At 52.2% G+C, this 24,945-nt stretch carries 24 protein-coding genes, 1 tRNA gene and 1 pseudogene; 9 read left to right on the top strand and 17 right to left on the bottom strand.

The genetic code is table 11. The features are described 5' to 3' along the window. Positions 1 to 45 precede the first annotated feature (45 nt). Entirely contained in the window at positions 46 to 1,050 is a 1,005-nt protein-coding gene (locus tag DESU86_RS00950) for an Ldh family oxidoreductase (RefSeq protein ID WP_179979330.1), read from the bottom strand. Between the two features lie 400 nt (positions 1,051 to 1,450). On the opposite strand from DESU86_RS00950, the gene DESU86_RS14680 reads away from it, so the two are divergent. The 3 genes from DESU86_RS14680 to DESU86_RS14670 all read left to right on the top strand — a co-directional run bounded on the left by DESU86_RS14680 (position 1,451) and on the right by DESU86_RS14670 (position 2,610). Beyond that, on the top strand, positions 1,451 to 1,903 hold the full coding sequence (locus DESU86_RS14680) for a transposase (protein WP_442873473.1): 453 nt from the start codon (positions 1,451 to 1,453) through the stop codon (positions 1,901 to 1,903). Positions 1,904 to 2,001: 98 nt separating this feature from the next. After that, the gene (locus tag DESU86_RS14675; protein ID WP_442873472.1) at positions 2,002 to 2,136 is read left to right on the top strand and encodes an IS3 family transposase; all 135 of its coding nucleotides are present in this window, start codon (positions 2,002 to 2,004) and stop codon (positions 2,134 to 2,136) included. A gap of 69 nt (positions 2,137 to 2,205) precedes the next feature. Continuing rightward, the gene (locus DESU86_RS14670) at positions 2,206 to 2,610 is read left to right on the top strand and encodes a transposase (protein WP_442873471.1); all 405 of its coding nucleotides are present in this window, start codon (positions 2,206 to 2,208) and stop codon (positions 2,608 to 2,610) included. A gap of 421 nt (positions 2,611 to 3,031) precedes the next feature. On the opposite strand, the gene istB is transcribed toward DESU86_RS14670, so the two are convergent. The 6 genes from istB to DESU86_RS00915 form a co-directional block, all read right to left on the bottom strand. Next, positions 3,032 to 3,778, bottom strand: a complete 747-nt coding sequence (gene istB, locus DESU86_RS00940; protein WP_179979329.1) for an IS21-like element helper ATPase IstB — start codon at positions 3,776 to 3,778, stop codon at positions 3,032 to 3,034. After that, positions 3,771 to 5,261: an IS21 family transposase gene (istA, locus tag DESU86_RS00935; RefSeq protein ID WP_179979328.1), complete on the bottom strand. Its 1,491-nt coding sequence runs from the start codon at positions 5,259 to 5,261 to the stop codon at positions 3,771 to 3,773. Before istA ends, istB begins: the two co-directional genes overlap by 8 nt. Then, a complete protein-coding gene (locus DESU86_RS14665) occupies positions 5,188 to 5,742 on the bottom strand; it encodes a hypothetical protein (protein ID WP_179979327.1) in 555 nt (184 codons plus the stop codon). Before DESU86_RS14665 ends, istA begins: the two co-directional genes overlap by 74 nt. Continuing rightward, a complete protein-coding gene (locus DESU86_RS14660; RefSeq protein WP_179979326.1) occupies positions 5,739 to 6,401 on the bottom strand; it encodes a 4Fe-4S dicluster domain-containing protein in 663 nt (220 codons plus the stop codon). Before DESU86_RS14660 ends, DESU86_RS14665 begins: the two co-directional genes overlap by 4 nt. Positions 6,402 to 6,801: 400 nt before the next feature. Continuing rightward, positions 6,802 to 7,584 carry an MTAP family purine nucleoside phosphorylase gene (locus DESU86_RS00920; protein WP_179979325.1) on the bottom strand — a complete coding sequence of 261 codons (783 nt, stop codon included), beginning with the start codon at positions 7,582 to 7,584 and terminating at the stop codon, positions 6,802 to 6,804. Between the two features lie 145 nt (positions 7,585 to 7,729). Then, entirely contained in the window at positions 7,730 to 8,398 is a 669-nt protein-coding gene (locus tag DESU86_RS00915; protein WP_179979324.1) for a TIGR04283 family arsenosugar biosynthesis glycosyltransferase, read from the bottom strand. Between DESU86_RS00915 and DESU86_RS00910 the strand changes: the two genes are divergently transcribed. Continuing rightward, positions 8,397 to 9,074 (top strand): TIGR04282 family arsenosugar biosynthesis glycosyltransferase, encoded by a 678-nt coding sequence (locus DESU86_RS00910; RefSeq protein ID WP_179979323.1) that lies wholly within the window; start codon positions 8,397 to 8,399, stop codon positions 9,072 to 9,074. The genes DESU86_RS00915 and DESU86_RS00910 overlap by 2 nt on opposite strands. Positions 9,075 to 9,087: 13 nt before the next feature. Here the strand turns inward: DESU86_RS00910 and DESU86_RS00905 are convergent, their stop codons facing one another. The 6 genes and pseudogenes from DESU86_RS00905 to DESU86_RS00880 form a co-directional block, all read right to left on the bottom strand. After that, positions 9,088 to 9,738 (bottom strand): TVP38/TMEM64 family protein, encoded by a 651-nt coding sequence (locus DESU86_RS00905; RefSeq protein WP_179979322.1) that lies wholly within the window; start codon positions 9,736 to 9,738, stop codon positions 9,088 to 9,090. A gap of 70 nt (positions 9,739 to 9,808) precedes the next feature. After that, positions 9,809 to 10,942, bottom strand: a complete 1,134-nt coding sequence (locus tag DESU86_RS00900) for a (Fe-S)-binding protein (protein WP_269474298.1) — start codon at positions 10,940 to 10,942, stop codon at positions 9,809 to 9,811. Then, entirely contained in the window at positions 10,932 to 11,603 is a 672-nt protein-coding gene (locus tag DESU86_RS00895; RefSeq protein WP_179979320.1) for a TVP38/TMEM64 family protein, read from the bottom strand. Before DESU86_RS00895 ends, DESU86_RS00900 begins: the two co-directional genes overlap by 11 nt. After that, positions 11,603 to 12,043 (bottom strand): rhodanese-like domain-containing protein, encoded by a 441-nt coding sequence (locus DESU86_RS00890; RefSeq protein ID WP_179979319.1) that lies wholly within the window; start codon positions 12,041 to 12,043, stop codon positions 11,603 to 11,605. The genes DESU86_RS00895 and DESU86_RS00890 overlap by 1 nt, the downstream gene beginning before the upstream one ends. Before the next feature lie 837 nt (positions 12,044 to 12,880). Continuing rightward, positions 12,881 to 14,010: pseudogene (locus DESU86_RS00885) on the bottom strand (IS3 family transposase). 249 nt (positions 14,011 to 14,259) lie between these two features. Beyond that, positions 14,260 to 14,344 (bottom strand) — tRNA-Leu (locus tag DESU86_RS00880). Between the two features lie 119 nt (positions 14,345 to 14,463). Between DESU86_RS00880 and DESU86_RS00875 the strand changes: the two genes are divergently transcribed. From DESU86_RS00875 to DESU86_RS00855, 5 genes are all read left to right on the top strand, one after another. Beyond that, complete coding sequence (locus DESU86_RS00875) at positions 14,464 to 15,519, top strand: DUF1786 domain-containing protein (RefSeq protein ID WP_179979318.1); 1,056 nt, start codon at positions 14,464 to 14,466, stop codon at positions 15,517 to 15,519. Between the two features lie 380 nt (positions 15,520 to 15,899). Then, positions 15,900 to 17,198 carry a phenylacetate--CoA ligase family protein gene (locus tag DESU86_RS00870; RefSeq protein ID WP_179979317.1) on the top strand — a complete coding sequence of 433 codons (1,299 nt, stop codon included), beginning with the start codon at positions 15,900 to 15,902 and terminating at the stop codon, positions 17,196 to 17,198. Between the two features lie 12 nt (positions 17,199 to 17,210). Then, a complete protein-coding gene (locus tag DESU86_RS00865) occupies positions 17,211 to 17,813 on the top strand; it encodes a DUF456 domain-containing protein (RefSeq protein ID WP_179979316.1) in 603 nt (200 codons plus the stop codon). A gap of 1 nt (position 17,814) precedes the next feature. Continuing rightward, positions 17,815 to 18,564 (top strand): RNA methyltransferase, encoded by a 750-nt coding sequence (locus DESU86_RS00860; RefSeq protein ID WP_179979315.1) that lies wholly within the window; start codon positions 17,815 to 17,817, stop codon positions 18,562 to 18,564. A 1,181-nt stretch (positions 18,565 to 19,745) separates the two neighbouring features. Further along, the gene (locus DESU86_RS00855) at positions 19,746 to 21,773 is read left to right on the top strand and encodes a methyl-accepting chemotaxis protein (RefSeq protein WP_179979314.1); all 2,028 of its coding nucleotides are present in this window, start codon (positions 19,746 to 19,748) and stop codon (positions 21,771 to 21,773) included. A gap of 116 nt (positions 21,774 to 21,889) precedes the next feature. Here DESU86_RS00855 and ychF read toward each other — a convergent pair whose 3' ends face one another. The 4 genes from ychF to DESU86_RS00835 form a co-directional block, all read right to left on the bottom strand. Then, positions 21,890 to 22,993 (bottom strand): redox-regulated ATPase YchF, encoded by a 1,104-nt coding sequence (gene ychF / locus DESU86_RS00850; protein WP_179979313.1) that lies wholly within the window; start codon positions 22,991 to 22,993, stop codon positions 21,890 to 21,892. A 163-nt stretch (positions 22,994 to 23,156) separates the two neighbouring features. Continuing rightward, positions 23,157 to 23,771: a FlgO family outer membrane protein gene (locus DESU86_RS00845; RefSeq protein WP_179979312.1), complete on the bottom strand. Its 615-nt coding sequence runs from the start codon at positions 23,769 to 23,771 to the stop codon at positions 23,157 to 23,159. 8 nt (positions 23,772 to 23,779) lie between these two features. Next, the gene (locus DESU86_RS00840) at positions 23,780 to 24,121 is read right to left on the bottom strand and encodes a hypothetical protein (protein WP_232088212.1); all 342 of its coding nucleotides are present in this window, start codon (positions 24,119 to 24,121) and stop codon (positions 23,780 to 23,782) included. Positions 24,122 to 24,135: 14 nt separating this feature from the next. Beyond that, complete coding sequence (locus tag DESU86_RS00835) at positions 24,136 to 24,837, bottom strand: FlgO family outer membrane protein (RefSeq protein WP_179979311.1); 702 nt, start codon at positions 24,835 to 24,837, stop codon at positions 24,136 to 24,138. Between the last annotated feature and the right edge of the window lie 108 nt (positions 24,838 to 24,945).

Raw genomic sequence — 24,945 nt, 5'->3', positions numbered from 1 at the left:
CTGCGCGCGCAGCAGTGGCCAGAACGGTTTTGCTTGGGCATTCGGCTATTCTTTGCAGAGGCCGTAAAGCTGTTCAAGCAGCGGGTCTGGCAAAGCAACCGTTTCTTTTGCCCGCGCAACTGCCTCCAGCGACAGCCGCCTGTCGCCGGGCAGGCGCACGCCTTCCTGTTCTGTGATGACACGCAGCAGAGCGTCAATGCGGTCAGTAAAGCCGTCTCCCGCTGTGGCCACCGGGTCCATGACCAAAAAGCTTTGCCCAATGCGCGGCGAAGGCCCTTCCGGCGCAAACAGCGAGCTTGCCTCCACCGCCAGAGCCGCGCCCGGCAACACAGCAGCCATGATTTCCACCATCAGCGCCAGCGCATAGCCCTTGGGGCCGCCAAAAGGCAGCAGCGAGCCAGCAAAAGCCTTGGCCGCATCGCGTGTGGGCTTGCCCTCCGCATCAACAGCTACGCCTTCAGGGAGGAGTTCTCCCTTCTCGGCCGCCTGCAAAACCTTGCCGCGCGCCATGACACCCATGGATATATCAATGACCAGAGGCGGCGCGTTTTTTCTGGGACATCCCATGGCCATGGGATTGGTGCCAAAAACGGCTTTGCTGCCCCCATAAGGCGCGAGCGCGGCGGGGCTGTTGGCAAATGCCATGGCCAGAAGCCCCTGCTCCGCAAAGTCCGCGACAGGAAGGCCCAACACGCCTGCGTGGTGTGAATTCTTTATTGCCAGCAGGGCCACGCCGTTTTCTCTTGCCGCCTGGGCCGCCACGGGCAGGCTGTCGGCAATGGCCCGAAAGGCAAAGCCGCACTTGGCGTCCGTAAGAACTGCACCTGGTCTTGGACGCGATATCTGCGGCTTTGCAAGACCGTCTATCTTGCCCGCGGCTGCCTGGGCCGCATAATAGGGAATCCGCGAAAAGCCGTGTGAGGGAATCCCCTGCATCTCCGCACGGAGCAGGGCGTCAATGGTCACGGCAGCGTTTTCAGAACTGACCTTGTGCTTCATGAGGGCGCGCTGGCCGAGGTCGCGTGCGTCATCCAATGAAATGAAACCCATATTTCCACCTGTAACAGTTGGGTCGTTGTCGCCATACCGGGGGAAGGCATCACTGCCCCACATGCATCAGAACAAAGTACCTTTGGGAAGCTTCCCAAGGATACGGCACACCCGCGTTGCCGTTTATCTGCGCAGATATCCTGCGCTTGCGTCGTCACGGCAAACGTTTGCTCGTGGAGCCGCCAGAACAATTTCAACGGGAAATGGCTTTTACACCAGGCAGCAGATATCAGTTTATGCCACGAACGGAAAGTACGTATGTTCCGGCCCAGCGCGGCGGGCGTTTAGGAGGAGATAGACTGAAATCAGCACCACCCGCTATTGCTATGACACCCATCAGGTAGACAAAGTAAAAAAGCCCCACTAGGCTTAAACTTTGAAAACATGATGGGGGTCTTTTATGGCCGACGGTAGGAAGACTACATATTCACCTTCGTTCAAGGAAGAAGCCGTACAGCTTTTTCTTAAGGGTGGACGTAGCTATCGACAACTTTGTGATGAATTGGGAATCAAGGATAAAAAGACTCTTCGCGAATGGGTTGCCAAGATTAACTCGGGTGAATCGTTGGAAGATGGCCGCGGTAAAAGTAGCCATGCGGAGCATCGTGGACGATTAAAAACGAATTTTTCATCTGTTGAAGAAGAACTTGCTTATGTAAAAGCAGAGCGAGACTATTTAAAAAAGTTGTATCGCTCCCGATCCGGGCACGAATGGGGAGCGCACCCAAAAGAGTTTTTTCAAAATAGTCGATGCGCTGCGTGCTCATTCATCTTTGGAAACATTATTACACTTTTCTGGATTATCCAGATCCGGCTATTACAAATGGAAAATGGCAAGTTCCAAGATGAATAGTGAGGCCGACATTACAACCCATATTAAAGCTCTCCACTCCATGTGGCCATTTTATGGTTATCGCCGCATAACGGTGGCTACGCCGTGAAGGTTTTGCCGTGAACCACAAACGTGTTTATCGGCTTATGCGCAAGCTCGGCATCCAGTCTGTTATTCGTAAAAAGCGTCGTTACTTTGGTAAATCTGGCAGCACAGTGTTTCCTAATCTGCTTGGGTGTTACTTCAAAGTTTAACTCCCCAACAAGAAACTTGTGACAGATATAACCTAGTTACCCACAACTAGTGGCTTCATTTATCTGTCTGTGGTGCAAGACTTGTGTACCAACGAAATCGTCGCTCACGCCCTCTCATCCCGAAATGACCTTGCTCTTGTGCTCGACATATTCGACAAACTTCCGGCAATGCCAGGAGCGGTAGTGCATTCAGATCAAGGGTTTCAATACACTCACAAATTGTATTGTAACCAGCTTGAAAAATTACAAATTCAGGGAAGTCATCCGCGCAAAGGCAATTGCTTGGGCAATGCATGCGTTGAATCGTTCTTTTCACATTTGAAGACAGAAGTTTTTCTCAAAAATTCAGTGCAAGGCAAAGAAGAAACGAGCGCTCTGATTGAAGAGTACATACGTTTCTACAACACCGAACGATTTCAAAAAAGACTCGGCCAGCTTTCCCCGGTGGAGTACCTGGAAAAGCTGGCCGCTTAATTATCGTCCCTGGGGCCTTTTTAACTGTCTACTTGACGGGGTGCAGACCAAAAGCGGGCAGGGGTTTATTTGGAGGAAGGATTGTCTCATGCCGTTTGGACATCATGCTGTTTTTGTCTCATGGTGTCGCGGTATCTATTCGCCTTTGAGCGCATCATGCGTACGCCCCTGAGTGCGTGCAGGGGGCTGTCCTCAAGGAACAGGTGAAGTGAAAAGATCAACCGAAAAGGTTGGTCAAAAAGTTCAGCATAAGGCGAGTGCTTTCAAGCGTGTCAATGCGCATTGCAAAGGGACCCACCATGTGCACGCAAAAGTGACCCACCTCTGGGGGTTATGTGCAAGGACACAAAGTGGGGTTTTAACGAGGGGGGGAAGAGAGGCGTAGCGTAGCGGAGCCTCTCTTCCCCCCCTCGCGCGTCCACTATTCGTGCCCGGCCTTTTGTGAAAGACGGCTGTGTAAGCGGCGGCTTTCGTTTCCTGTTTCAATAATTTCACAATGATGTGTCACGCGATCCAGCAGAGCCGTGGTCATTTTAGCGTCACCAAAGACCTGCGGCCATTCCCCAAAGCTCAAGTTTGTTGTGATGATGAGCGAAACCTGTTCGTACAGTTTGGATATTGCGTGAAACAGCAGTTGTCCGCCGTTGCGTGAGAAAGGAAGATAGCCTAATTCATCCAGGATGAGGCAGTCGTGACGCAGCAGATGCCGGACGAGTCGGCCGGTCTTTCCGGATTGCTTTTCTTGCTCAAGCGCGTTGGCAAGATCCACGACATTGTAAAAACGGACTCGTTTTTCCAGACGGATCAGGGCCATGCCCAGCGAGAGCGCCAGATGCGTTTTGCCGGTTCCCGAGCCGCCCACGAGCAGGACATTGCCGTGATCCGCAAGAAAATCACCTTCATGCAGATGACGGATTTGCGCTTCGTTAAGAGGGGTATCGGCAAAGTCGAAAGAATCCAGTTCCTTGACAGAAGGAAACCGGGCCTGGCCGAGGCGGTAATTGCGGGTGCGGGTTTGGCGTTCCGTAACTTCGGCGGTAAGGAGGCGAAGCAAGGTTTTGTCCGTTGTGCAGCGGGTGCGGCGGCCTTCCTCCAGCACTTCGTCATACACGGCAAGCATCCCGGGCAGCTTAAGGTCGCGCAGATGGGAGAAGATCATTTCACGCATGGTATCCCCCCAGGAGGCGCTCATAGCCCGTGCAGTTGGCCTGTGGCGCAAGGCGCAGGCGTAAATGCTCGGGGGGCGCCATATCACGGGCAGGGATATCTTCCGTTGTCCGGCACAGGATATTCAAGACAGCGTCCTTGCTGGTCAGACCCGCTTCCAGGGCCAGTTCACAAGCCACATTGACGGCGTCCTCGCCGTATTGCGGAATCGCCGCCAGGATACCCGCAAGCTGCCTGTCGCCGCCCTTCGTCTTTTCAAGGGTGTCACGAAGCGTTTGCAGACCCGGGGCAAGGCGCCATTCACGGAAAGGCAGACCATTGCGCAGGGCTCCGGGTTTGCGTTCCAGCACAGGCAGATAATGCAGAGGATCGCAAATGGTCTTGTCCCGCCCGAAAACACGCGTATGTTCGGCAATGCAATGACTGTCCGCATAAAAACGTATATGCCCGGCATAGACGCGCAACTGCACACTCCTGTTGGCATAGGCGCATGGGGCGCTGTAGCGGTTGCGCTCATAGCTGACCAGGCATTGCGGGCTGACACGGACTTCCTGCGCCAGGCATGCATCAAAAGGAAGAGCCGTCTTCCTCAAAAATTCGCGCTCTTCTTCAAATACAGCATAAATGCTGCAATCACGCTTCTCAGGGTGCATTTTCGTTTTGGCGTACGCTATCAGACGATCATGCAGATACACATTTAATGCGGCAAAAGACTCAAAACTCAGACGTGGAAGAAAAAAACCCTTTCGTAGCGTCTGCACCTGACGCTCGACCTGGCCTTTTTCCCATCCTGCTGCCGGCGTGCAGGCTTCAACATCAAAAAGATAATGAGAGCTGCACTCCAGAAATCGCGCATTGAATTCGCGCTCTTTGCCTCTGAAGATTTTCGTCACAACCGTCTTGAGGTTGTCGTAGATGCCCCGACCACACAGACCGCCAAAAAAATCATGCGCTCGTACATGCGCATCCAGAACCATCTCCATCTTTTGCAAAGGATAGGCAACGATGAAACTCATCCGGCTGTAGCAAAGGCGAAAATGGGCGACGCCAGCACGAAGAACCACTCCATCAATCGCAACTTCTTCGCTGCTCCAGTCGAATTGAAAGGCTTCACCCTTACCAAAACTCAACGGAATATACACTGTAGACAAAGGCGCTTGATTGCCCTGCCATTTACGCGCATAGCGGCGCACCGAACTGTAGCTTCCCGCATACCCTTTGCCTTGCAACTCCTCGTACAACGAAAGAATTGTTCGCCGCTTGGATGCCGCTACAGCCGTTTCCGCTTCCAACAACGCCTCAAGCGCCTCTCGATACCCTTCAAGCGCGGGGTAATGCTCTTTCTTCCGATGGTACGAAAAACTCGTTGCTTCCGTCCGGATAATCTTGCGAATCGTTTTACGTGATTTGTTAAACTTCCTGGATGCTTCCCGAATACTCATGCCCTTGCTCAATGCCAACCGAATCTTCCTGATTGTCTCCATTCCCAACATCTCCTGGCGTCCTCCGAAGGGAACTTTTCCTCTTCGGAAAACCGTTGTCCAGGGTGGGCCACTTTTGCGTGCTCATTATGCTCGCAGGTGGGTCACTTTTGCACGCGCGCCAACAGACAGGGGAACTTAAGGTCGTTGTGTCGGATACCGGAGTTGTGAATGGTACCGGATTAAACGCATGGTTGTATGGATGAAAAGGGTTGCCAGAGACTTCTATCAGGTGGTTATCATGTACTACAGCGCGCATGCCGCAACGAGCGTTGCAGCCGAGGCAGGTTGTATGTACGACTTTATACCCTGCCTGCCCGGGGGTATATCGATCCTTGGCATTGCGTTTCACTGGACTATTTTTTTTGGCAAATGCTGTGCGTGTAACGGGTGCCAGCGTTAATCCTGCCAATATAAACGCACCCCTCTTTAAGAGGTTTCGTCTGTCAAGCTTGGTTTTTTTTTGAAAGAAAAAATTTTTCATGACGCTCTCCTGTCACAAAGAGGAACAATAACGACACGTCCTTTAGGCAGTTTTTGCTCCTGAGAACGGAGTGTCTTGATTATAGGCAAATAGTTTGCCAACTCTTGCGATGGGGATGCCGCGTCACCGAAAATCCTGGCCCCTGATGCGCAGCTTTCAACACAAGCAGGTATCCTGCCACGGGCCAAGCGTTCTGCGCACAGGTCACAACTGGCAGCCTTGTTGCCCTGTGTGGTGTCAAGGCTGCGAGCCATATACGGGCATGCATTTATGCATGCCCCATCCCCAATGCAGACATTCCAGTCGGTAAGCACAATGCCGTCTGGCTGCTTTATTATGGCGTTCGTAGGGCAGGCGGATTGGCACGCTGGGGCGTCACAGTGCATGCACATCTGTGGCAAAAATTCCAACCTCCCTGTTGGGGAGGTTTCTTCAATACGCATCTGTGAAAAAAAAGTTCCTGGCATAGGGTTTTGTTCGGCTTTACAGGCAATAGTGCATGACTGGCACCCCATGCATCGATTCAGGTCAATGACTAACGTCCATTTTTGCTGGGTTGTCTGAGCAGAGGCGCAGTCTATAGTTAAGCTACTTGCGGCAGTGGCGCAGGCAACACCTTTAAGAAATTTCCGTCGTGATTCTTTGTGCGATACTGACATAATCTCTCCGAGATTAATCCATGTGAAAGGTAGAGGAAAACGAGACAAGGCGAGCAGCAATAAAAAGGCGCAAAAAAGCCGCCTTCAGCACCTGACAGATGGGAAGGATAGGAAGTATTGTGATGAACTGTGAAAAAAAGAGGCACTGGCAAGGTCTGTCAGTGCAGGATTTTTCATTGCAATAAGCTTGAACCGCTAAGGCAGGCGGGGTGTGCAGTGAACTGTAAGTCTTCCAACCTGGAAGATGCAGGGCTTTCATGACCCTGCACCAACTCGTTGATATGCTATATCCACAACGCGAACCATTGGAAAAACTCTTTGATTAGCGGTGTCTTTTCAATAAAAGACATGTTTATAATAAGGTAATACTAAAAATTTATCACAAGCCACATAAGGTTGTCTAGGGGCAACTTTCGGACCTGGCAGAAAAGTGACAAATCGCAGCAAGAAAAAGGGCTGTCAATTTGGCAGCGTTTGCAACAAAAGTCGCTAAAAGAGTCTCGACTTGCAAGGGGGGGGCTTCTTCATTCCAGCTGTCGTAATCCGTAACTATGCCTACGACTGCATAGGGAAGGTGCTTTTCGGCAGCCAGTGCGGCTTCTGTAGCAATAGTCATATTGACCAAATCGGCTCCCCAGGACTGAAACATGCGGGATTCTGCCCGAGTGGAAAACCGTGGCCCCTCAATAGTGATAAGAGTCGCTCCGTCATGCAGGCGAATGTTTTGCTCAACCGCTGTTGCGCGAAGAATTTGTTGCAGGGTCGCATCAAAAGGGTCGGGCATGGCAGTGTGAAAAAAACGCGCATTGCTGTCTTGCTGCATTCCGTAAAAAGTGCTGATGCGGTGCCGTGTCCAGTCAATGAATTGGTTGATAAGAACAAGATCACCTGGAGCATAGGCGCGGTTAAGTGAGCCGCATGCAGCACTGGCCAGGATATGAGTGCATCCGGCTTCGTGCAAGGCGGCAATGTTGGCTCGGTAATTGACTGCACTGGGCAAAATGGAGTGGTCTTTGCCATGCCGGGAGAGAAAGACCACATTTTTTCCCTGAAGTTTTCCTCTGCGCAGGGAGCTTGAAGGCATGCCATAGGCTGTTTGTGGCTGCCATTCATGTTCTATCTGAAACAGGTCCGGGTTTTCCAGCCCAGACCCTCCTATGATACCAATGCATGTTTCATTCATATGTACATCCTGTTGCTATTGGGGTGTATGTGAAATAGAATCAGACTTATTAGATCACTTTTACTTTGAAACAACGGCAGTTGTATGGTTTCCTAAGCCTCGTTCCAAAACGGCATTATGCCATTTGATCGCCGAGGCAATTTTTTTAAAAACAATCTGAATGTTGGTTAAGGGATTGGGCCAAAAACCTGCGTTGCAGTCGGGCGAGGTGCGGTATCCCTACTCCAGCCATGTACCCAAGCATAATGGCTCTATGCAGCAAAAGTGTTCTCCAGAAGCCATATTTCTGGTATTTGCGTGTGCTTGTTACTACACATTCCCGTACTACCTCAGGCCGTATCCGTTCTGCCAATAATACATCTTCAAGAATTGGCACATTGGCAAACCCCCCAATATTTTCAAAAAGAACCCGTGGCAAGAAAAGCACCTGATCTCCGTAGGGAAGGTGCAGCAGTTTTGAGCGCCACGTTGTTATGGCGGCAAGAGCCCGGTACGCAAGTGCAGGGCTGTCAAATCGGAGTGAAAAAGCTCCGCATTGATTTTCCGCGATAACCTCTAAAGCAGAAGCCGGAAGACGCGTATCACAATGCACAAAGGCCAAAATGTCTCCTGTTGCTAGTGACGCCCCGTAGTTCATCTGCGCTGCTCTGCCACGCTCTGGGCTCGTAAGAGTGGGTAGGGGATAGATATCCCCCACGGCCCGTACAACTAAAATTTCCTGCAACAGATGCTGGGAATCCAAGGTGCGAAGATCCTCAAGGGCGGATACTATACGTTTTTGTTCCTTATAGACGGGAAGGATTACAGAAATCATGAATACTACCTCTGCCGTGATAGTCTTTGCCAAAGATCCACAGCTTGGTCGTGTCAAAACTCGTGTTGCCGCCGAGAGCACACTGGAATTTGCCATGAGCTTTTACACGGCTTGTCTCGACCATCTTTTTGACTGGCTACGGCAATCCTCTTTTCAGGTTTTACTTTTTCTCGCTCCCCCTGCTGAGGGGAGCTTTTTTACAAAATATGGAAAGCTTCCCGTGTACGTACAAGAAGGCGCCGATTTGGGACGCCGTATGCATGATGCTCTGCAGAGGGCATTTATCAACCACGACAGGGCTGTGATTATTGGGAGTGATATCCCAGGTATTACCCAGACATTACTGCAAAAGGCTTTTGAAGCTCTTGATACATCTGACGCCGTAATTGGTCCGTGTACCGATGGTGGCTACTATCTCATTGGATTTCGAAAAGAAAGTTTTATCGACTGTTTTCAGGATATCAAATGGAGCTCCGACACGGTTTTTTTTGAAACAATGCTTCGCTTGCAACACAATACTGTGGCGTTGCTACCTCGGCTAGATGATATGGACACGATGGAAGATATCCATCGTTGCGCAACACAAGGACTTTTGCCGCCTGCCTTATTAACTTTGGCGCAAGAGCTGGTTATGGAGAATTCCACTCCCAAGGGCTTCCCAGGCAACGCCGTTTAAGGGCATTGCCTCCTTATTTATCTGTGAAGGTGCCTGCGCCAAGACGTCGCTCGACCTTTTTTTTCAGCATAAAGGCTCCTACGCACAACAGCACCAGCATAGCCAGAGCGAAAAAAAATTCCCATGAAGCAGGGTGCAGGGCACTGGAGCCAATATTTGTGAAAATAATTATTCCAGGTGACATCCCGAATATAGTGGCCACAATATATTTTTTGTATGGGATACGTGAAAACCCTGCACCGTAGCTTATTACGTCAAAAGGGACCAGTGGTAACAGTCGCAAAAGTAAAATACAATAAAAATCATGGCGTGACAGTGTCTGCTGCAACGTAGACCAAGTAGAAAGGAAACGTTTTTTTTCCGCCAATCCATGTCCCAGAAAGCGCCCCAGATAATATCCTACTGTTGCACTCAAACTTGCCCCAAGCAACACAAGCAAACTGCCGTACCACAACCCAAAGGCCATGCCTCCGCCAACAGCAAGCACCCCGCTTAAAAAAGGCGCAAAAGGGGCCAGTGAAAATAATGCCAAAAAAGATAATGGAGCCCAGGGCCCTGTGGCCTGGATCATGGTTTGAATCTGTTGTGGATGAATACTGTCCCGGTGCCAAAAAGCGTACCCGGTGGCGATAAGTAAAAGAAGCAGCAGCAAGATTTTTTTCACAGTGGCTCTCGTTTGAGTCGTGCAAACAGCAAGAAATAAGCATTTCTCCCCGTATGGCAAAGAGTTTTTGTTACTTTGCGCAATTTCTCAATTTTAACAATATACGATTAATCCAGGAATTGGCGTACCATTTAAAGCGTTTCGCAGAAGGTTGCTTCTTGTTCATCCACGTTTTATTCGCCTCCTGTGTGCTCTGGCTATGATTCTGAAAGTCGTGCGGTTCAGTTATAGATTGCGGATCGAAAATGAGATCCAGGAGGTGTATCCCCTTTTTCCCCGCCAAATCGAAAGCCTCGCTACAGCTACGACAATAGGTAACAATTTTATGACAGCTGGTTTGTCCAGCCCTGTGCAGCCGTTGTTTCTGGGCAAGTTTGGGCATCGTAACCGCCAGCATGTTACCATGCCCGCAGCATTGTGTATTTTGCCTGTTGTCAGCAAATTCTTCATACGAAATATGGCATGCGGCAAGTATCTGCCGCACTGAAGAATGCACGCCCGGCTCGTTCCTTGTCTGGCAGGGGTCGTGCAACGCTAGCTTTTCGCTGTAAGAGCATACAGGCAACGGCATTGATGCGAGTATTGGATATAATGAAATAATTTCCAATTGTGGAAATTTGTTGCTCAAAAACGAAAAGCAATTGGGGCAGGCCACAATGAGTTTTTGTATCTTGCTGTTTTTCAACCCTTGTTCCAGTTTGCTCAAAAAAGTAGTCGTTGTCTTTTCGCTCAAAAGATAGGCCGATGGCCTGGCGCAGCAATCCATCACAAGGCCGATGCCGGGGAAAAATTCTGCAAGTTGCCTGTAGACTTCCTGTACAGTTTGCGGAGATCCTCCGGCCAGACTGCACCCCGGCATGAAGGCGTAATGACTGTAGGAGCCGTTGCCAGTTTTTTGTAGCCGCAACAGTGATGAAAATGACAGCCATTGATGGGTGAAAATGCGTAACTTGGCCAGTTGAGATGTGGTTTTTTTCCCGGCGTGCTGCTGGACAGCTTTTTGCAAACTTAAACCTGCCGGGCAGACAGCTTCACAATACCCGCACTCTGTGCAGGCGACCGCCGCCTGCGGATCAAGAGTGCTTTGTTCTTGCAGGAGACTGTGAGGGGAGCGCCCTTCTGCCATAAGCATTGGGCACCCCCGTTCACAGCGGTGGCAGTCCAGGCAGACTGCCTGTGGAACTTCTGGGGTGTTACTGGTCATTTTTTACTGCGATTTTGCGCTTGTAATATTGTTTTAAAGCATACGCGAGTACACTGAGAGCGAACAGGCACAAAAGACCAGTAACAACCAATTGGGCTTTTCCTGTGAGCATACTGCCAACATATGAATATATGACAGTCGCTGGAAGTTGTCCTATCCCGGTTGCTACAAGAAAAGGAACGAGCCGCATAGAGGTGAGCCCTGCGGCATAGCTGACTATGTCGAAAGAGACAAAGGGCAGGAGTCGAGCGATAAGAATGGCGTATTTGCCGTGCCTTGCAAAAAACGCATCTATTTGCTCCAGGCCCGTTCGTGACGTGAGCCGCATAACGGCATCTCTACCCAGATACTTGGCAATCCAAAAGCACAAAAGAGCTCCTGCCATTGCGCTGGACCATGAAAGAATCGCACCGAAAACCCAGCCGAATAATGCCGCATTGGCAAAGGTGATAAGGAAAGCGGGCAGTGGAGCGAGGACCGCCTGGAATAGCATAAGGAGAAAGGACACTGCAGGTGCCCAATAACCAAACGAAAGGATGTATTCTTTAACGCTTTCTACATCCATGGAAGATAGCAGCAGTGCAACGTCTTTGACTAGTCGCCATACTGGCGGCAGAGCCAGTATGCCCAGGCAGACTAGTACAACGATAAGTTTACGCATTATTTGCCTTCAATAAGGTCGTTCAGGTTCCCCGGCCAACCTTGCTGCCCATTCTCCAGAATCAGCAGGCGGGAGTTGTCGATACCCTGTTCTCTAAGATATTTTACAGAATTTTCTGCTCCACCTTTGCCTCGCGGGCACACTATGATGATTTTTTGCTCTGGTTTAATTGCTGCAAGATGCTTTTTCAAAAGAGCCTTTTCTTCGTCTGTTTTGACTGGATATGCGCATGTTGAAACAGCTGACTTGAGATGGTGTTTATCGAAATCACTCTGTACCTGTATATCGAGGAAGACGTATCCAGTGTCTCCTTTATTGATAATATCTGCTACGTTGTTTGCAGAAATATAGTTAAATTCTGGTTCCTTATCCTTGCTGCAACCAGAAAACATTACCAGGGCAATAAAAATTGTTGATAAAAAAAAGCTACGCATTTTCATACTGACTCCTTGTTTGTTGCGCTGTAGGTATGCTAGCAACGCATTGTTAATTTTGGAGAAAATTTCTATATTTGTTTGTAAATATATCTAGTGTTACGTTTATAAATGATTATTTACAATCACAGAAAAAATTACACACTGCATACTTTGTACAGAGCCCATAGTCTTCGACGTTTGAACAGAAAAAAGTAAATTTTTACTGTTTTATATTCCAAAAATATTCTCTAAAACACTTTATTGTTATTTTACGAACGCCATGCTGAATAAATTAACAGGTGAAATGATTCATTTTTTCTGCAAGGATTTTCCTATAAATCATCGACATAAAATAAAACAGACAAGTGTTGCTTGCTGTCAAGCGACTATTTCAAGCTAAATCACCAGATGCTTGTCGGCTGACAGCATAGTGGGCAAGAAACAAGAGTACATGTTAATAATAAAGCGGAAAAGCTTACGCTTTTCCGCTTTATGGAACACCAGGAATACAGTGCTATGTCTGAGGTTGTCTGCTCAATAATGCAGACGATATTTCAAACGAGTTTAGCGCATAGAGGTCTCCCTGAGTCCCAGAAAAGGCATTCAGGTAAATCCGCTATCCGTGATGGTAGTGATTTGATTGGTCTTGCTACTATCTCTATGCATTTGAGTAGAATATAAATAAGACAAGTGTTAGTCAACAAATCCCTGGTATCAATCACCCGCAGACTAATTATTAACAAAACTGCACTGTTAAAGTAGTTTTCTTCCAACCCCGGTTGATGTTGAAATAAAAACGATTGGTAAGCCACCGGCGTCAAACCGGCCTGGTTGTACTGTTCCAATAGGTTATTTGTGACCTTACCCCACTGTGTATACCATTTGTAAGTTGGCGATTCCCAATGGGTTGCAGGTTGTATTTTTTTCACGGAACTCTTCCGGCGTTAGCCAGCCCAATGCGCTGTGCGGTCCCGCTGGTTGTAATCCTTCCGCCAGGTCTCAACCGTTTTTCGGGCATCATGCAGGGACAGAAACACGTTCTGATGTAAACACTCATCCCGGAATTACCCATTAAAGCTTTCAATGTGCCCATTATCCGTGGGCTTTCCCGGACGAGTAAACACTATCTGCACACTATGCTCAAAAGCCCACGCATCCAAGGCCGTTCCGCTGAATTCTGGACCGTTATCAACCTTGATGCGCTGAGGCAATCTTCCTTGAAGGCGTAGTTTTTCAAGGACGCGCACAACTCGAAATCCAGGCAACGACATATTTACTTCGAGCGCCGGGCTTGAACGATCCCACAGATCGACAATCGTTAAGATCCGGATGCGCCGTCTCCCCATAAGGGCATCGCTCACAAAATCCATCGCCCATTGCTCATTTGGGCCAGCAGGGCCAGCCTGGACAGTATGGGTATGGCTTGGACGCTTCACGCGTTTGCGGGTACGTAATGAAAGGTTTTTTTCCTTATAAACCTTTTCTGTCCGCTTGTGGTTCTGTACCAACCCTTCACACGCAATGGTTCATGCAGACGCGGAGAACCGAAACGCCGCCGATCTTCTGCCAGTTCCAGCATCCGAGCCCGCAAAAGCAGATCTCGGTCTTCAGAAGGTGGCCGCCTGGCTGAACAGCGATTAAACTGAATCGCTTGGCAAGCCCGCCGCTCAGAGTAGCCATGCCCAATACGAATGTAATGCACGGCTTCCCTGTTGGCTGCGGGCTTCAAAAGTTTATTGAGAGCGCATCCTTCAGGACGACAACATCAAGAGCCTGCTCGCCTACGAGTCTTTTCAGCCGGGCGTTCTCATCCGCCGACTGGCGCAGCCGCTTGCATCAGAAATGTTCATCCCACCGAACTTGCTGCGCCATTTGTAAAAGGTCGCATCCGAAATGCCATGCTGGCGGCACAGATCGACAACGCGCACACCAGCCTCGGCTTGCCGCAAGATCGCAATAATTTGTTCCTCGGAGAATCGGCTACGCTTCATTCTTGTGCTCCTATGTCAGGAACACTAACTTTTCAATGGCATACTTTTAGGGGGCAGGGTCAATTTCCCTGGGCAGGTAGCATTAGGGGAAGCAATCTGCACCATAAATCGACTCGCTTGTGACCCTGTTTGTGACCCTTTGGGGGAGGGGGTGTATTCGGGGAGTCAAAAGGCCGGAAAGGCGCATTTCAAGCTATGGGAAAGCAAAAAAGGATTACAACTAGCTAGCTGTAATCCTTAATGTTTTTGTGGTGCCGAGGGCGGGACTCGAACCCGCACGAGAATTCTCACTACCCCCTCAAGATAGCGTGTCTACCAGTTCCACCACCTCGGCGCGAAGCAATGAACTATCGTATTGGCCTGCTCTTGGCAAGTGTTTTTTTAAATAAAATTCCCGGGACTTGCGCTTGCTGGGTGTTGCGGGTAACTTCTGGCACTTACTGGAGACAACCAATGGACGAATTTGTACACAAGTTTTTGAAGCGTACAGGGCCTGTCTTGTGTCTTGATATCGGCAGCGGTACGCAGGATGTCCTTTTGGCCCGTCCAGGGCTTGAATGCGAAAACTGGCCGCGTTTCGTGCTTCCCACCCCCGCCCGCATGGTGGCGCAGCGCATACGTGAACTGACGTTGCTGCGCCGCGACATCTGGCTTTATGGCGGGAATATGGGTGGTGGTTTCAGTCAGGCCATCAAGGAGCACCTGGCCGCAGGTTTTAAGGTCGGGTCAACTCCCGCCGCTTCGCGTGGAATTCACGACAGTGAAGACGTGGTGCGCGCCATGGGGGTTGAATTTTTCGCCAACTGCCCTGAAGGCAGCGTGCCCATTTTTCTTGCAGACTATGCGCCGGATTTTTGGGCTGGCCTGCTGCGTATGGCCGGTCTGCCGCAGCCCCACATGGTTCTGGCCGCAGCCCAGGATCACGGCTATCACGTGGGGGGCAACCGTCAGGCCAGAATGCGCATGTGGAGCCAGCTTTTGGCGTCTTCCGCCGATCCGGCCGAGTGGATATATTCCGTGCCGCCTCCGGCCCAGACACGCCTGGCGCAACTGCACGAAAAAACGGGCGGGCCCGTGGCTGATACAGGCACCAGCGCACTGCTAGGAGCGCTGTGCGACAGTGAGGTTATGGATCGCAGTTTCCGTGAGGGAATAACCGTGATAAACGTGGGCAACGGACACACTGTGGCGGCCCTTGTTTACAGGGGGCAGGTGCGCGGCATCTACGAACACCACACGGGCATGCGTGATCTGGAGCAGTTGTTGCACGATCTGGAACAATTCCGTAAACACTGGTTGCCTGCCGAAGAGGTACAGTCCACGGGGGGGCACGGAACCGCTTTCGGGCCTTATTGCGAAGAGGCCGGGGGTTACGAACCTACCTATATTACTGGCCCCAAACGGGCCATATTACAGGGCCACGGGCGCTTTTTGGCTCCGCATGGCGATATGATGCTGGCTGGCAGCCTGGGGCTGATCTGGGGCTGGGCACGGCTGCACACTAACTGATTCTGGTGCCTGGAGCAATTTCACTTTAAAATTGCTCTGGTGACTGCGCGAGCAGACGCCCATCGCAAAGGCGCAATCGCTATTTACTTGCGCGGTTTAGGGCCGAAGCGAGCGTATCTTAAACTTTGAGGATGTACATTCTCAACGTTAAGAAAATACTGATTAAAGAGCCTCTTGGAAACGCGCAGTTGTTTCGTTTGGGAAGGCGCGATCTTTTTTTGAAGCAGGAGTGGACTCTTCCGTCCTCGACTGTTTCAAAAAAAGTGAAGCAACGCCGCCAAACGGAATAAGTCAGTGTTTCCTTAATCTGCTTTACGGATTGATTTGGCTGGAGATCCCCCAGTGTGGCGATGTTAATGCTTGCTAAGGTGAGGAAAGGCATGGAAGTTTTTGATCCCGCAGAATTGTGGAGCCGGGAACGCATTGAGGAAACGCAGCTCGTCAGGCTGAAAAACACGGTAGGGCAGGCCCGCAAGTGCGACTTTTACCGGCAGCGGCTGGACGAAGCCGGGATCGGCCCGGACTCATTGCACAGCCTGGATGATTTGCGTCGCATTCCTTTCACCACCAAGGAAGATCTGCGCACACAGTATCCCACGGGTATGCTCTGCGTGCCCCAGGCGGAAATTGTCCGCATGCATTGTTCCAGCGGAACCACAGGTTCGCCGGTGGCCATTTGCCATACGCAGAACGACATCAACTCCTGGGCTGACCTTATGGCCCGGTGTATGCACATGGTCGGCGTGCGCCGCGAAGATGTGTTTCAGAACATGTCCGGGTACGGTCTGTTCACGGGCGGCCTTGGCATCCACTTTGGCGCGGAACGGCTGGGCTGTCTGACCATTCCCGCAGGCGCGGGCAACTCCCGCCGTCAAATCAAGCTGGCTAAAGATTTTCGCACCACGGTGGCCCACATCCTGCCATCCTACGCGCTCATTCTTGGTGAGCATCTGCGCAATATGGGTGAAGATCCGCGCGAATTTCCTCTGCGCATTGCCCTTGTGGGCGCTGAGCCGTATACCGAGGAATTCCGCCGCCGTATCGAAGCCCTTTTCGACATGAAGGCCTATAATTCCTACGGGCTGTCAGAAATGAACGGCCCCGGGGTGGCCTTTGAATGTCTTGAACAGAGTGGCATGCATCTGTGGGAGGACGCCTATATTCCCGAAATTGTCGATCCTGAAACCGGCCAGCCCATGCCTGACGGCGAAGTGGGCGAACTGGTCATGACCTGCCTTTGCCGCCAGGGCATGCCGATCCTGCGGTACCGCACCCGCGATCTCACACGCTTCATACCGGGTGAATGCGGCTGTGGCCGCAAGCACCGCCGTATGGATCGCATCCTTGGCCGTTCGGACGACATGTTTATCATCAAGGGCGTAAACATCTACCCCATGCAGGTGGAGCAGGTTATCATGACCTTCCCCGAAGTAGGGCAGAGCTACCTCATTCTGCTTGAAAATGACGGCATTGGCGATGTCATGCGCGTGCAGATTGAAGTACGTGACGAGTTCTTTGTCGAAGACATGCGCGTGCTGCAAAACCTGCAAAAAAACATTGCCCAGCGCTTGCGTGATGAAATTCTTATCACCCCCAGGGTAGAAATCGTGCAGAGCAACAGCCTGCCGCGCACCGAGGGCAAGGCTGTGCGCTTACAGGATTTGCGCTCCAAAAAATAGGTTGAGAGCTGTATGGATTTTCTGCCCTTTCCCTTGGCGAGCCTGTTGGCGGGCGCGTTTATCACACTGCTGTGCTTTGTGCTCATGCTCAACGTTTTCGGCCTGCCCGCCAACTGGGTGATGCTGGGGCTGGTGGCGCTTTGGAAGATGGCGCATCCTGCTTCGGAGTCCATGACGGCCTGGTTCTGGGTCATGATGGTGGGTCTGGCCCTTGTGGGCGAGGCGCTGGAACTGGGCATGCAGATCATCAAGGCCAAGCGCTACGGGTCAAGTTCATCGGGAACTTTCGCGGGCATGATTGGGGCCATCGCCGGAGCCATTTTGCTGGCGCCGCTTTTTTTCGGTCTGGGCGCGCTTATCGGCGCGGTGGCTGGCGCGTGGACAGGCTGTTTTGTGATGGAAATGGCCAAGGGCCGCCCACTTCGGGAATCGTTGGATGCCGCGTTTGGAGCCATGGTGGGGCGCTTTCTGGGAACGGTCTGCAAATGCGGTATTGGCGGAGCCATGCTGGCTTTGGCTGCCAGCCGCATCTGGCCTAAGCCCCCTGCGGGGGGTGGCCTGACGCCTGACGAACCGCTTCAACTGGTTATGGCTCTGTTCGGAGGATTGTGCTGACATGGCTTCTTTGCTTGATGGTCTTGATGTGGTTCTGGTCAAGACCCGTTTTCCCGAAAACATTGGTATGGCCGCAAGGGCTTGCGTGAATATGGGCTGTTCATCCCTGCGTCTGGTTGATCCTGAGCGTTGGGACAGGGAAAAAGCGCGTCCGCTGGCCACGCCCAAGGGGCAGGATTTGCTGGACGGCGTGACAGTCTGCCCCGACTTGTCGGAAGCCGTGGCGCCCACAGCTCTGGTGGTTGGCACAACCGCCCGTGTGGGCGGCTGGCGGCAGTCATTGCTTGCTCCCACGCAGGCTGCGGCAGCGGTGGCCGAGGTGCTGGCGCGGGGCGAACGGGTTGCTCTGGTTTTTGGCCCTGAAGACAGGGGGCTTAATAATGAAGAGATTACCCATTGTCATAAACTGACGACCATACCCACAGACCCGGCTGCAAGCTCGCTCAATCTGGCTCAGGCCGTTTTGCTGCTTTTGTATGAATGCGCCAATGCCGTACGTAATTGCCAAAAGAAAGAAGGCGGACGTGCTCCGGGCGAGAGTGGAGGGGGCAAACTGGTCACAGCGGCGGAACAGGAACGCCTGATGGAATCCGTGAAGGATATGCTGTTGCGACTCGACTATCTGCACGGTGATAACCCGGACTACTTTCTTATGCCCTGGCGACGCCTTTTCACCAGGGCCGGGCTGCGCAGGCATGAGTATGATGCCCTGATGGGACTTTGCAGGCAGGTTCGCCACAAATTGGGCTGAGTTACGGCAAGCGACCCGTGTAAAAAAGCCTGCGCATAGCTGCCCGCGCGAACTGCCCACCGCAAAATGGCCCGTGTACGGTCTTGCCCGGCACAACATGAAATTCCTGCAGACCTAAATCCATGCAGATCTAGACCAGATTGCCTTTGGAATGCTGCACATTCCAAAGGCGTCATCCTATCTCCTGTACGTTTTTTAAGAAACAACAGCGTGCAGCGCTAGCACATGTGAGCTTTTTCAGCGTTAACATGCTCCAGTTTGGGCGAGTTTTCGCCCAAAAGGCTGCATGGCAGCCCTGTTGCAGTATATTCCCTGCTGCTTTTCTATCCTGATCCGCAAGGCCATCCCTGAATCCAAGGTACCGGAACGGACTTTGAGATGTCCAAGGCCATCGGCCGGCGGTTTGCAGCCTGGCGAGCGATTCCCCATTTTTTATGACGAGTAAGCAAATGATTCAGAGCCTGATGTGAATGATTCGGGCCTGGACAGCTGCATGGTGTAGAGGCTCTGGCGGCTGCCTCAATAGGCGATGACCGCACAAGGGCGTAATCGTGGGTTACCCTCATAGCGCAGTGATCAAGAGGCCATTTTTGTTGATTAAGAATTTATTCACAATCAATGCTGCGCCTTGATGCGTGAGGTGAAAGTGAACTGTGCAATACACTGATATTACGTATAATATTCATTAAGGGTTTTCAGCGGCCTTACACCGGTTGCTGCGCTGCATTCCATTCTCACAACATGCCGTTTTTCCAACAATATTTAAACAGTTAGCCCGATCGGGACAAAACAGCTCTTTGTAATTGTTTGTCATTACTGATTTAACTAAGGAATTTAAAATAATATATTTCTGAAGTTGTTTTTTTATTTTAACGTTATGAAATTATTATGATAGCATGGTTTTAATGTCTCAAGTGTTTCAGAATTGTGAAAACTTGGTTTGCATTCGAGTCTATTTATTTTTAAGTTTACACCGAAGAATACTATAGAGCACAAACTTCTGTCTGCTTTGGTCGGCATCGGGTGACTGGCGACAGGGTATCGGAGACACACGAGCGATCATAGGGCGGGGACCTTTGTGCCGTTTGCCATATATCTGCGGCAGTAACCTACCTTCCGGCGTAAGATTTACTACTGGCAATATATGTTGGGACTGTAACTTTTTGTTTTAAGGAGGGAGCATGCGTATAACGCTCACACACAAATATGTGGGTTCGCTCTTTGCTGCGCTGATCACCTGCTGTGGAGTAGTGCTTTTTGTTTCCATCTACTTCATGAAGGTGCCAATTGAAGTTGAGCTGGACACGGGCATACGCCGCATGCAGAACGTCATTACGGAAGCTACCGAGATAACTCGCAGCCAGTTTATCCATAGCGCAGCCCTGATTGCCGAGGATAGCAACTTTGCCCGCGCCATTGCCGAAAAAGATCATGTTCAATCCAGAGAAATCGGGCAAAAGCTCATGAAAATGGCTGAGTCTGATTTCATGACCATTACGGACGAAACCGGCAAGGTCATCGCCCGCGGCCATTCCGACAAATACAACGACAGCGTCATCAACCAGGAAACCGTGGTGCTGGCCCTCAAGGGGCAACCCGCTGCGGCTATGGTTGAAGGCACCATAGTGCCCTTTACCATTCGGGCAAGCCAGCCCATATTGTATGAAGGCAGGCTGGTGGGTTCCGTTTCCATTGGCAAGTCCCTTGTGACGCCTGCCTACCTTGACTGGCTCAAGCAGCTGTCCGGCCTGAATGTCACCATTTTCAGGGGCGACACGCGCATAATGACCACCATTATGAACAATGGGCAGCGAGCTGTGGGTACCAAACTTCAATCTCCTGAGATCGTTGAAGCAGTGCTGAATAAAGGTGAAACACGTTTTACCCACAACAATATTTTAGGCGTGGAGTACAACTCCGCGTACTGGCCCGTCAGGGATGTGAACGACAAAATTATCGGCATGTGGTTTGTGGGTATGCCCATAAACGTGCTGCAGCAGCTCGAGCGTGAGGCTATTAACAAGGCCGTCATGGTTGGCATTGCCCTGTTGGTTGTGCAGCTTACCATGTCAGTCATTATTGGGCTTCGCGTCAGCGCGCCCGTGGGTAAAATCACCCGGTACGCCCTTGGGGTGGCTGAAGGGCAGCAGGATTTGACGCTTGATGTTTATAGCAAGGATGACATGGGGCAACTGGCCGACGCGCTGCGGCATATGGAAGAGAATTTGCGTAAGCTGGTTCAAGACGCAGGCAAGCAGGCCGAGCAGGCCCGCTTGATGGGTGAAGAGGCGCAGCGCGCAATGGAAGAGGCCAAACAGGCCCAGGCTCAGGCCGAAATCGCCAAGCGCGATGGCATGATAAGCGCCGCCGCCCAAATTGAGGGCGTGGTTGAAAAACTTAATTCCTCCATCAACGATATTGCCGAACAGGTGGACAATACCGGCGGCGCGTTGAACCACGCGGTGTCCAGACTGTCCGAAACCGCCACAGCCATGGAAGAAATGAACTCCACAGTGCTTGAGGTGGCCCGAAATGCCGGTGGAGCGGCGGACGTTTCCGCTTCTGCCAAAATGAAGGCCCAAGCTGGTTCTGAGGTCGTGTCCAAGGCTGTGGGCGGCATTCAGGAAGTGCAGCGGCAGTCGATGGCCCTCAAGGACGGCATGACGAAGCTCGATGAGCATGCAAAGGCCATCAGCCAGATCATGGGCGTCATTTCTGACATTGCTGACCAGACCAACCTCTTGGCGCTGAACGCGGCCATTGAAGCCGCCAGGGCCGGCGACGCTGGACGCGGCTTTGCAGTAGTGGCCGACGAGGTGCGCAAGCTGGCCGAAAAAACCATGACCTCCACCACTGACGTGGGCAATGCCATTAAGGCCATCCAGCAGAGCGCCTCACAGAGCATCCAGGAAGTGGATATGGCTGTGCGCAATATCGCCTCGGCGACGGATTTTTCCAACAAATCCGGTGAAGCGCTGCAGGAAATCGTGGTGATGGTGGATCAGACAGCCGATGAAGTGCGCGCCATTGCCACGGCCAGTGAGCAGCAGTCGGCCACCAGCGAAGAAATCAACAAATCCATCGCTGAAGTGAACCATATTGCCGCCACCACAGCCGAATCCATGCAGGTGGCCATGAGCGAGCTGGAAGCCCTGCGCAAGCAGGCCCATAGCCTTATTGAACTCATAGAGCACATGAAGAAAGCGTAGTTCCCATAAAGACCTGAACACGAAAAAGGCCCTCCCGGTTCAGCGGGAGGGCCTTTTGGCGTGGTGTGGATTCGATGGGAAAATACGTTTTTCCGGCAGAATGACAGTAAAATACGTTATACGTTGAACAGGAAATGCATCACATCCCCGTCCTTGACCACATATTCCTTGCCTTCCACGCGCAGCACGCCGCTGGCGCGGCAGGCCGCCTCATTGTCATGGCTCATGTAGTCATTGTAGGAAATGACCTCGGCGCGGATAAAGCCGCGCTCAAAGTCCGTGTGTATGACCCCGGCCGCCTGAGGGGCCTTCCAGCCCTTGTGTATGGTCCAGGCGCGCACTTCCTGGGGGCCTACGGTGAAGTAGCTGCACAGGCCGAGCGTTTCGTAGCCCGTGCGAATGATGCGCACGAGGCCGCTTTCATCAATGCCGTATGAAGACAGCATTTCTGCCTGTTCCGCGTCGGACAGGCCTTGCAGTTCTTCTTCCAGTTTGGCGCAAATGCAGGCAAAGCCCGATTGGCGATCAACGGCAAAAGCCTTGAGGGTTTCCACAAAGGCATTGCCCCCGGCCACTGCGGCTTCGTCCACATTGGCGCAGTAAATGACGGGTTTGGCCGTTAGCAGGCCCAGTTCGCGCCATGAAGTCATGAAGGCTTCATTGGTTTCGGGCAGGGGGAAATCGCGGGCGGACTTGCCGTCATTGAGGTGGGCCAGCAATGTCTGCATTATGTCGGCCACTGCCTTGGCGTCCTTGTTGGTTTTGGCCATCTTTTGCAGACGTTCCAGGCGCTTTTCGACGCCTTGCAGATCGGCCAGCAGCAGTTCGGTCTCAATGGTGTCCACATCGCGCAAAGGGTCTACGCCGCCGTCCACGTGCGTGATGTTTTCGTCTTCAAAACAGCGCACCACATGCACAATGGCCGCGCATTCGCGGATGTTGCCCAAAAACTGGTTGCCGAGCCCTTCACCCTTGCTGGCGCCGCGCACAAGACCGGCAATGTCGATAAAATCCACGCTGGCGTTGATGGTTTTTTGTGGCTTGGCCTTGTTTGTCAGTTCCTGCAGGCGCTTGTCAGGCACGGCAACAGTGGCCTTGTTGGGCTCAATGGTGCAGAAGGGATAGTTGGCGGCCTGGGCGTTCTGGGCCTTGGTAAGGGCGTTGAAAAGGGTAGACTTGCCCACGTTGGGCAGACCGACGATACCTATGCTGAGGGCCATGCTTTCTCCTGAATCGCGGCAAGTGCTCTTGCATTGAAAGGAATAACGAAGCCGCGCGGGTTGTTGCAGACCCGCGCAGCGAAAAGTTTTCAGGTTTGAAGGCCCGGCACATGTACTGGGCCGGGCCTGTTATAGACAGAAAGCGTGGCGGAGGCAAGAAAACTTACTGCAAGCGCGTATTCACCGTGGGCGTAACACCCCCCTTGCCTCCCGGAGAAGGATCACGCAGGAGCGGCATGAGGTCGTCGGTAATGGGCACCGTGCCCGAACCCATGGCCAGCACTTCGTTGCTGTTGGTGTGGATCAGCCGGATGTTGAAGCGCACCTGTTCCCCACTGACAACGTAGGTTCCCGCCATGATGGCCTGGCTTGTGCCAACCCTGCTGGCCAGACGCTTGACGTCGCGGGTAAGGATGAACTCGCCCTTTCTTTTGTCAAAATAGATGTCGCTCCCCTTGCGCAGTTCCTGAAAGCGGTATCCTGCGTTCATGAGCCAGCGTGTGACCTCTTCCATCATCTGGCGGGCCAACGGCGAAGCCTCATTGAGGTCATTGAGGTTGGCAGGGGTGGTGCCCATGATAATGATATGGGCGCGCGCCAGGGCCTGCTGCTCTTTTTTGCTGACCTCGGGGTCGGAGCCCGCGTAGCGCATCATCAGTTGCTCATCCAACTGGCGCGCTATGGTGGTGGCTGCGGCGGGCACATTGCCTGCGGCTGCGGCCGTGAGGGGCAGAAGCAGGGCCGCCAGCAGGAGTATAACGGCAATATAACGGCTCATGATAATCCTCAACGCATGGTGCGCAGCAAAAGTTCAATGCCGCCCAGTTCTTTTTCGATAATGGCCAGATCCTCGGCGGAACGGCAGGTGGAAAGCGCTTGCGTGTATGACTGACGGGCCAGTTCATAGCGGCCCTGGTCCCGGTACTGCCGGGCCTGCTTGAGATACTTGGCGCTGATGTTCGGCCCCTGGCCCGCTGACCCGCCAGTGCGTGCCGTTTGGGTCGGGCCCGCTTCATAGGCAGAAAGGTTCTGACCTGTTGCCTGCGGGCCGTCCGAACTTACGGTCAGAACCGGTCCCGCCGCAAAAGCGAGAAAAATGACTGTTATGATGCGTGGGATGACGCGCATGGCTGCTTCCGGCATTATTTGCCCTGTTTGATGTTAATGCTGCCGCTGGTGATGGAACTGGCCGGGGTATAGAGCGAAGGGTACAAACCGCCACGCTGGCCGGAGGATTTCGACGCTGAGGCCACACTTGAACTGCTGGTCTGCGCGGGCGCGGGTTTGACGGCAGGGGGGTCAGTTTTGCCCATGCGGGCCACAATGGGGGTGTTCACAAGCACAAGCTGCCCAGTGCGCATGACCAGGCCGTCCGTGGCGCGAACCAGACGCGCGTTGACGAAGGTGGCGTCTTTGTCCACATAATAGGTGCCCACGACCAGGGCCGCCCATTTTTGCCCGGCCGGGATGACGGCGTTTTCGATGAGAGCCAGGTCATCGCGGCCGCCCACAACGGCGATATTGCCGGTCAGGCGATATTCGCGCGCGGGAAAGCCGCGCTGGTTGAATTCGTAAAACATGGCTTCGCCCATGAGTCTGCCCAGGGGTGAACTGCGTGACGTATTGTTTTCGTCCACAAAGGATGTGGGCATGGCCACGACCCCTTGCAGGGCGTCATTGGGCATGGTGGCAAGCATCTGGTCCGTCAGTTCGCGAAATTTCAGTTTCAGTTCAACGGCATCTATGTAGCCAGGATCATTGGCAGTGGCCGGAGCTTTAGAGCAGCCCGGCATCAAGGACAGCGCAAGGGAACAAATAAGGATAAGGCGTAACAAGTTGTGCATGGCAACCTCAATAGTGTTCTGTTGTACTTATCGGCCCCTGCGCGATAAACTTCAGTGCCGGAATAAAACAGAAGTCAGGCCGAGCCTGTTTTTTTCGAAAAACATGCA

Origin of the sequence: Desulfovibrio sp. 86, assembly GCF_902702915.1 — a bacterium.
Taxonomy (GTDB): Bacteria; Desulfobacterota; Desulfovibrionia; order Desulfovibrionales; family Desulfovibrionaceae; genus Desulfovibrio.
This window is presented reverse-complemented; position numbering and strand designations above follow the sequence as displayed.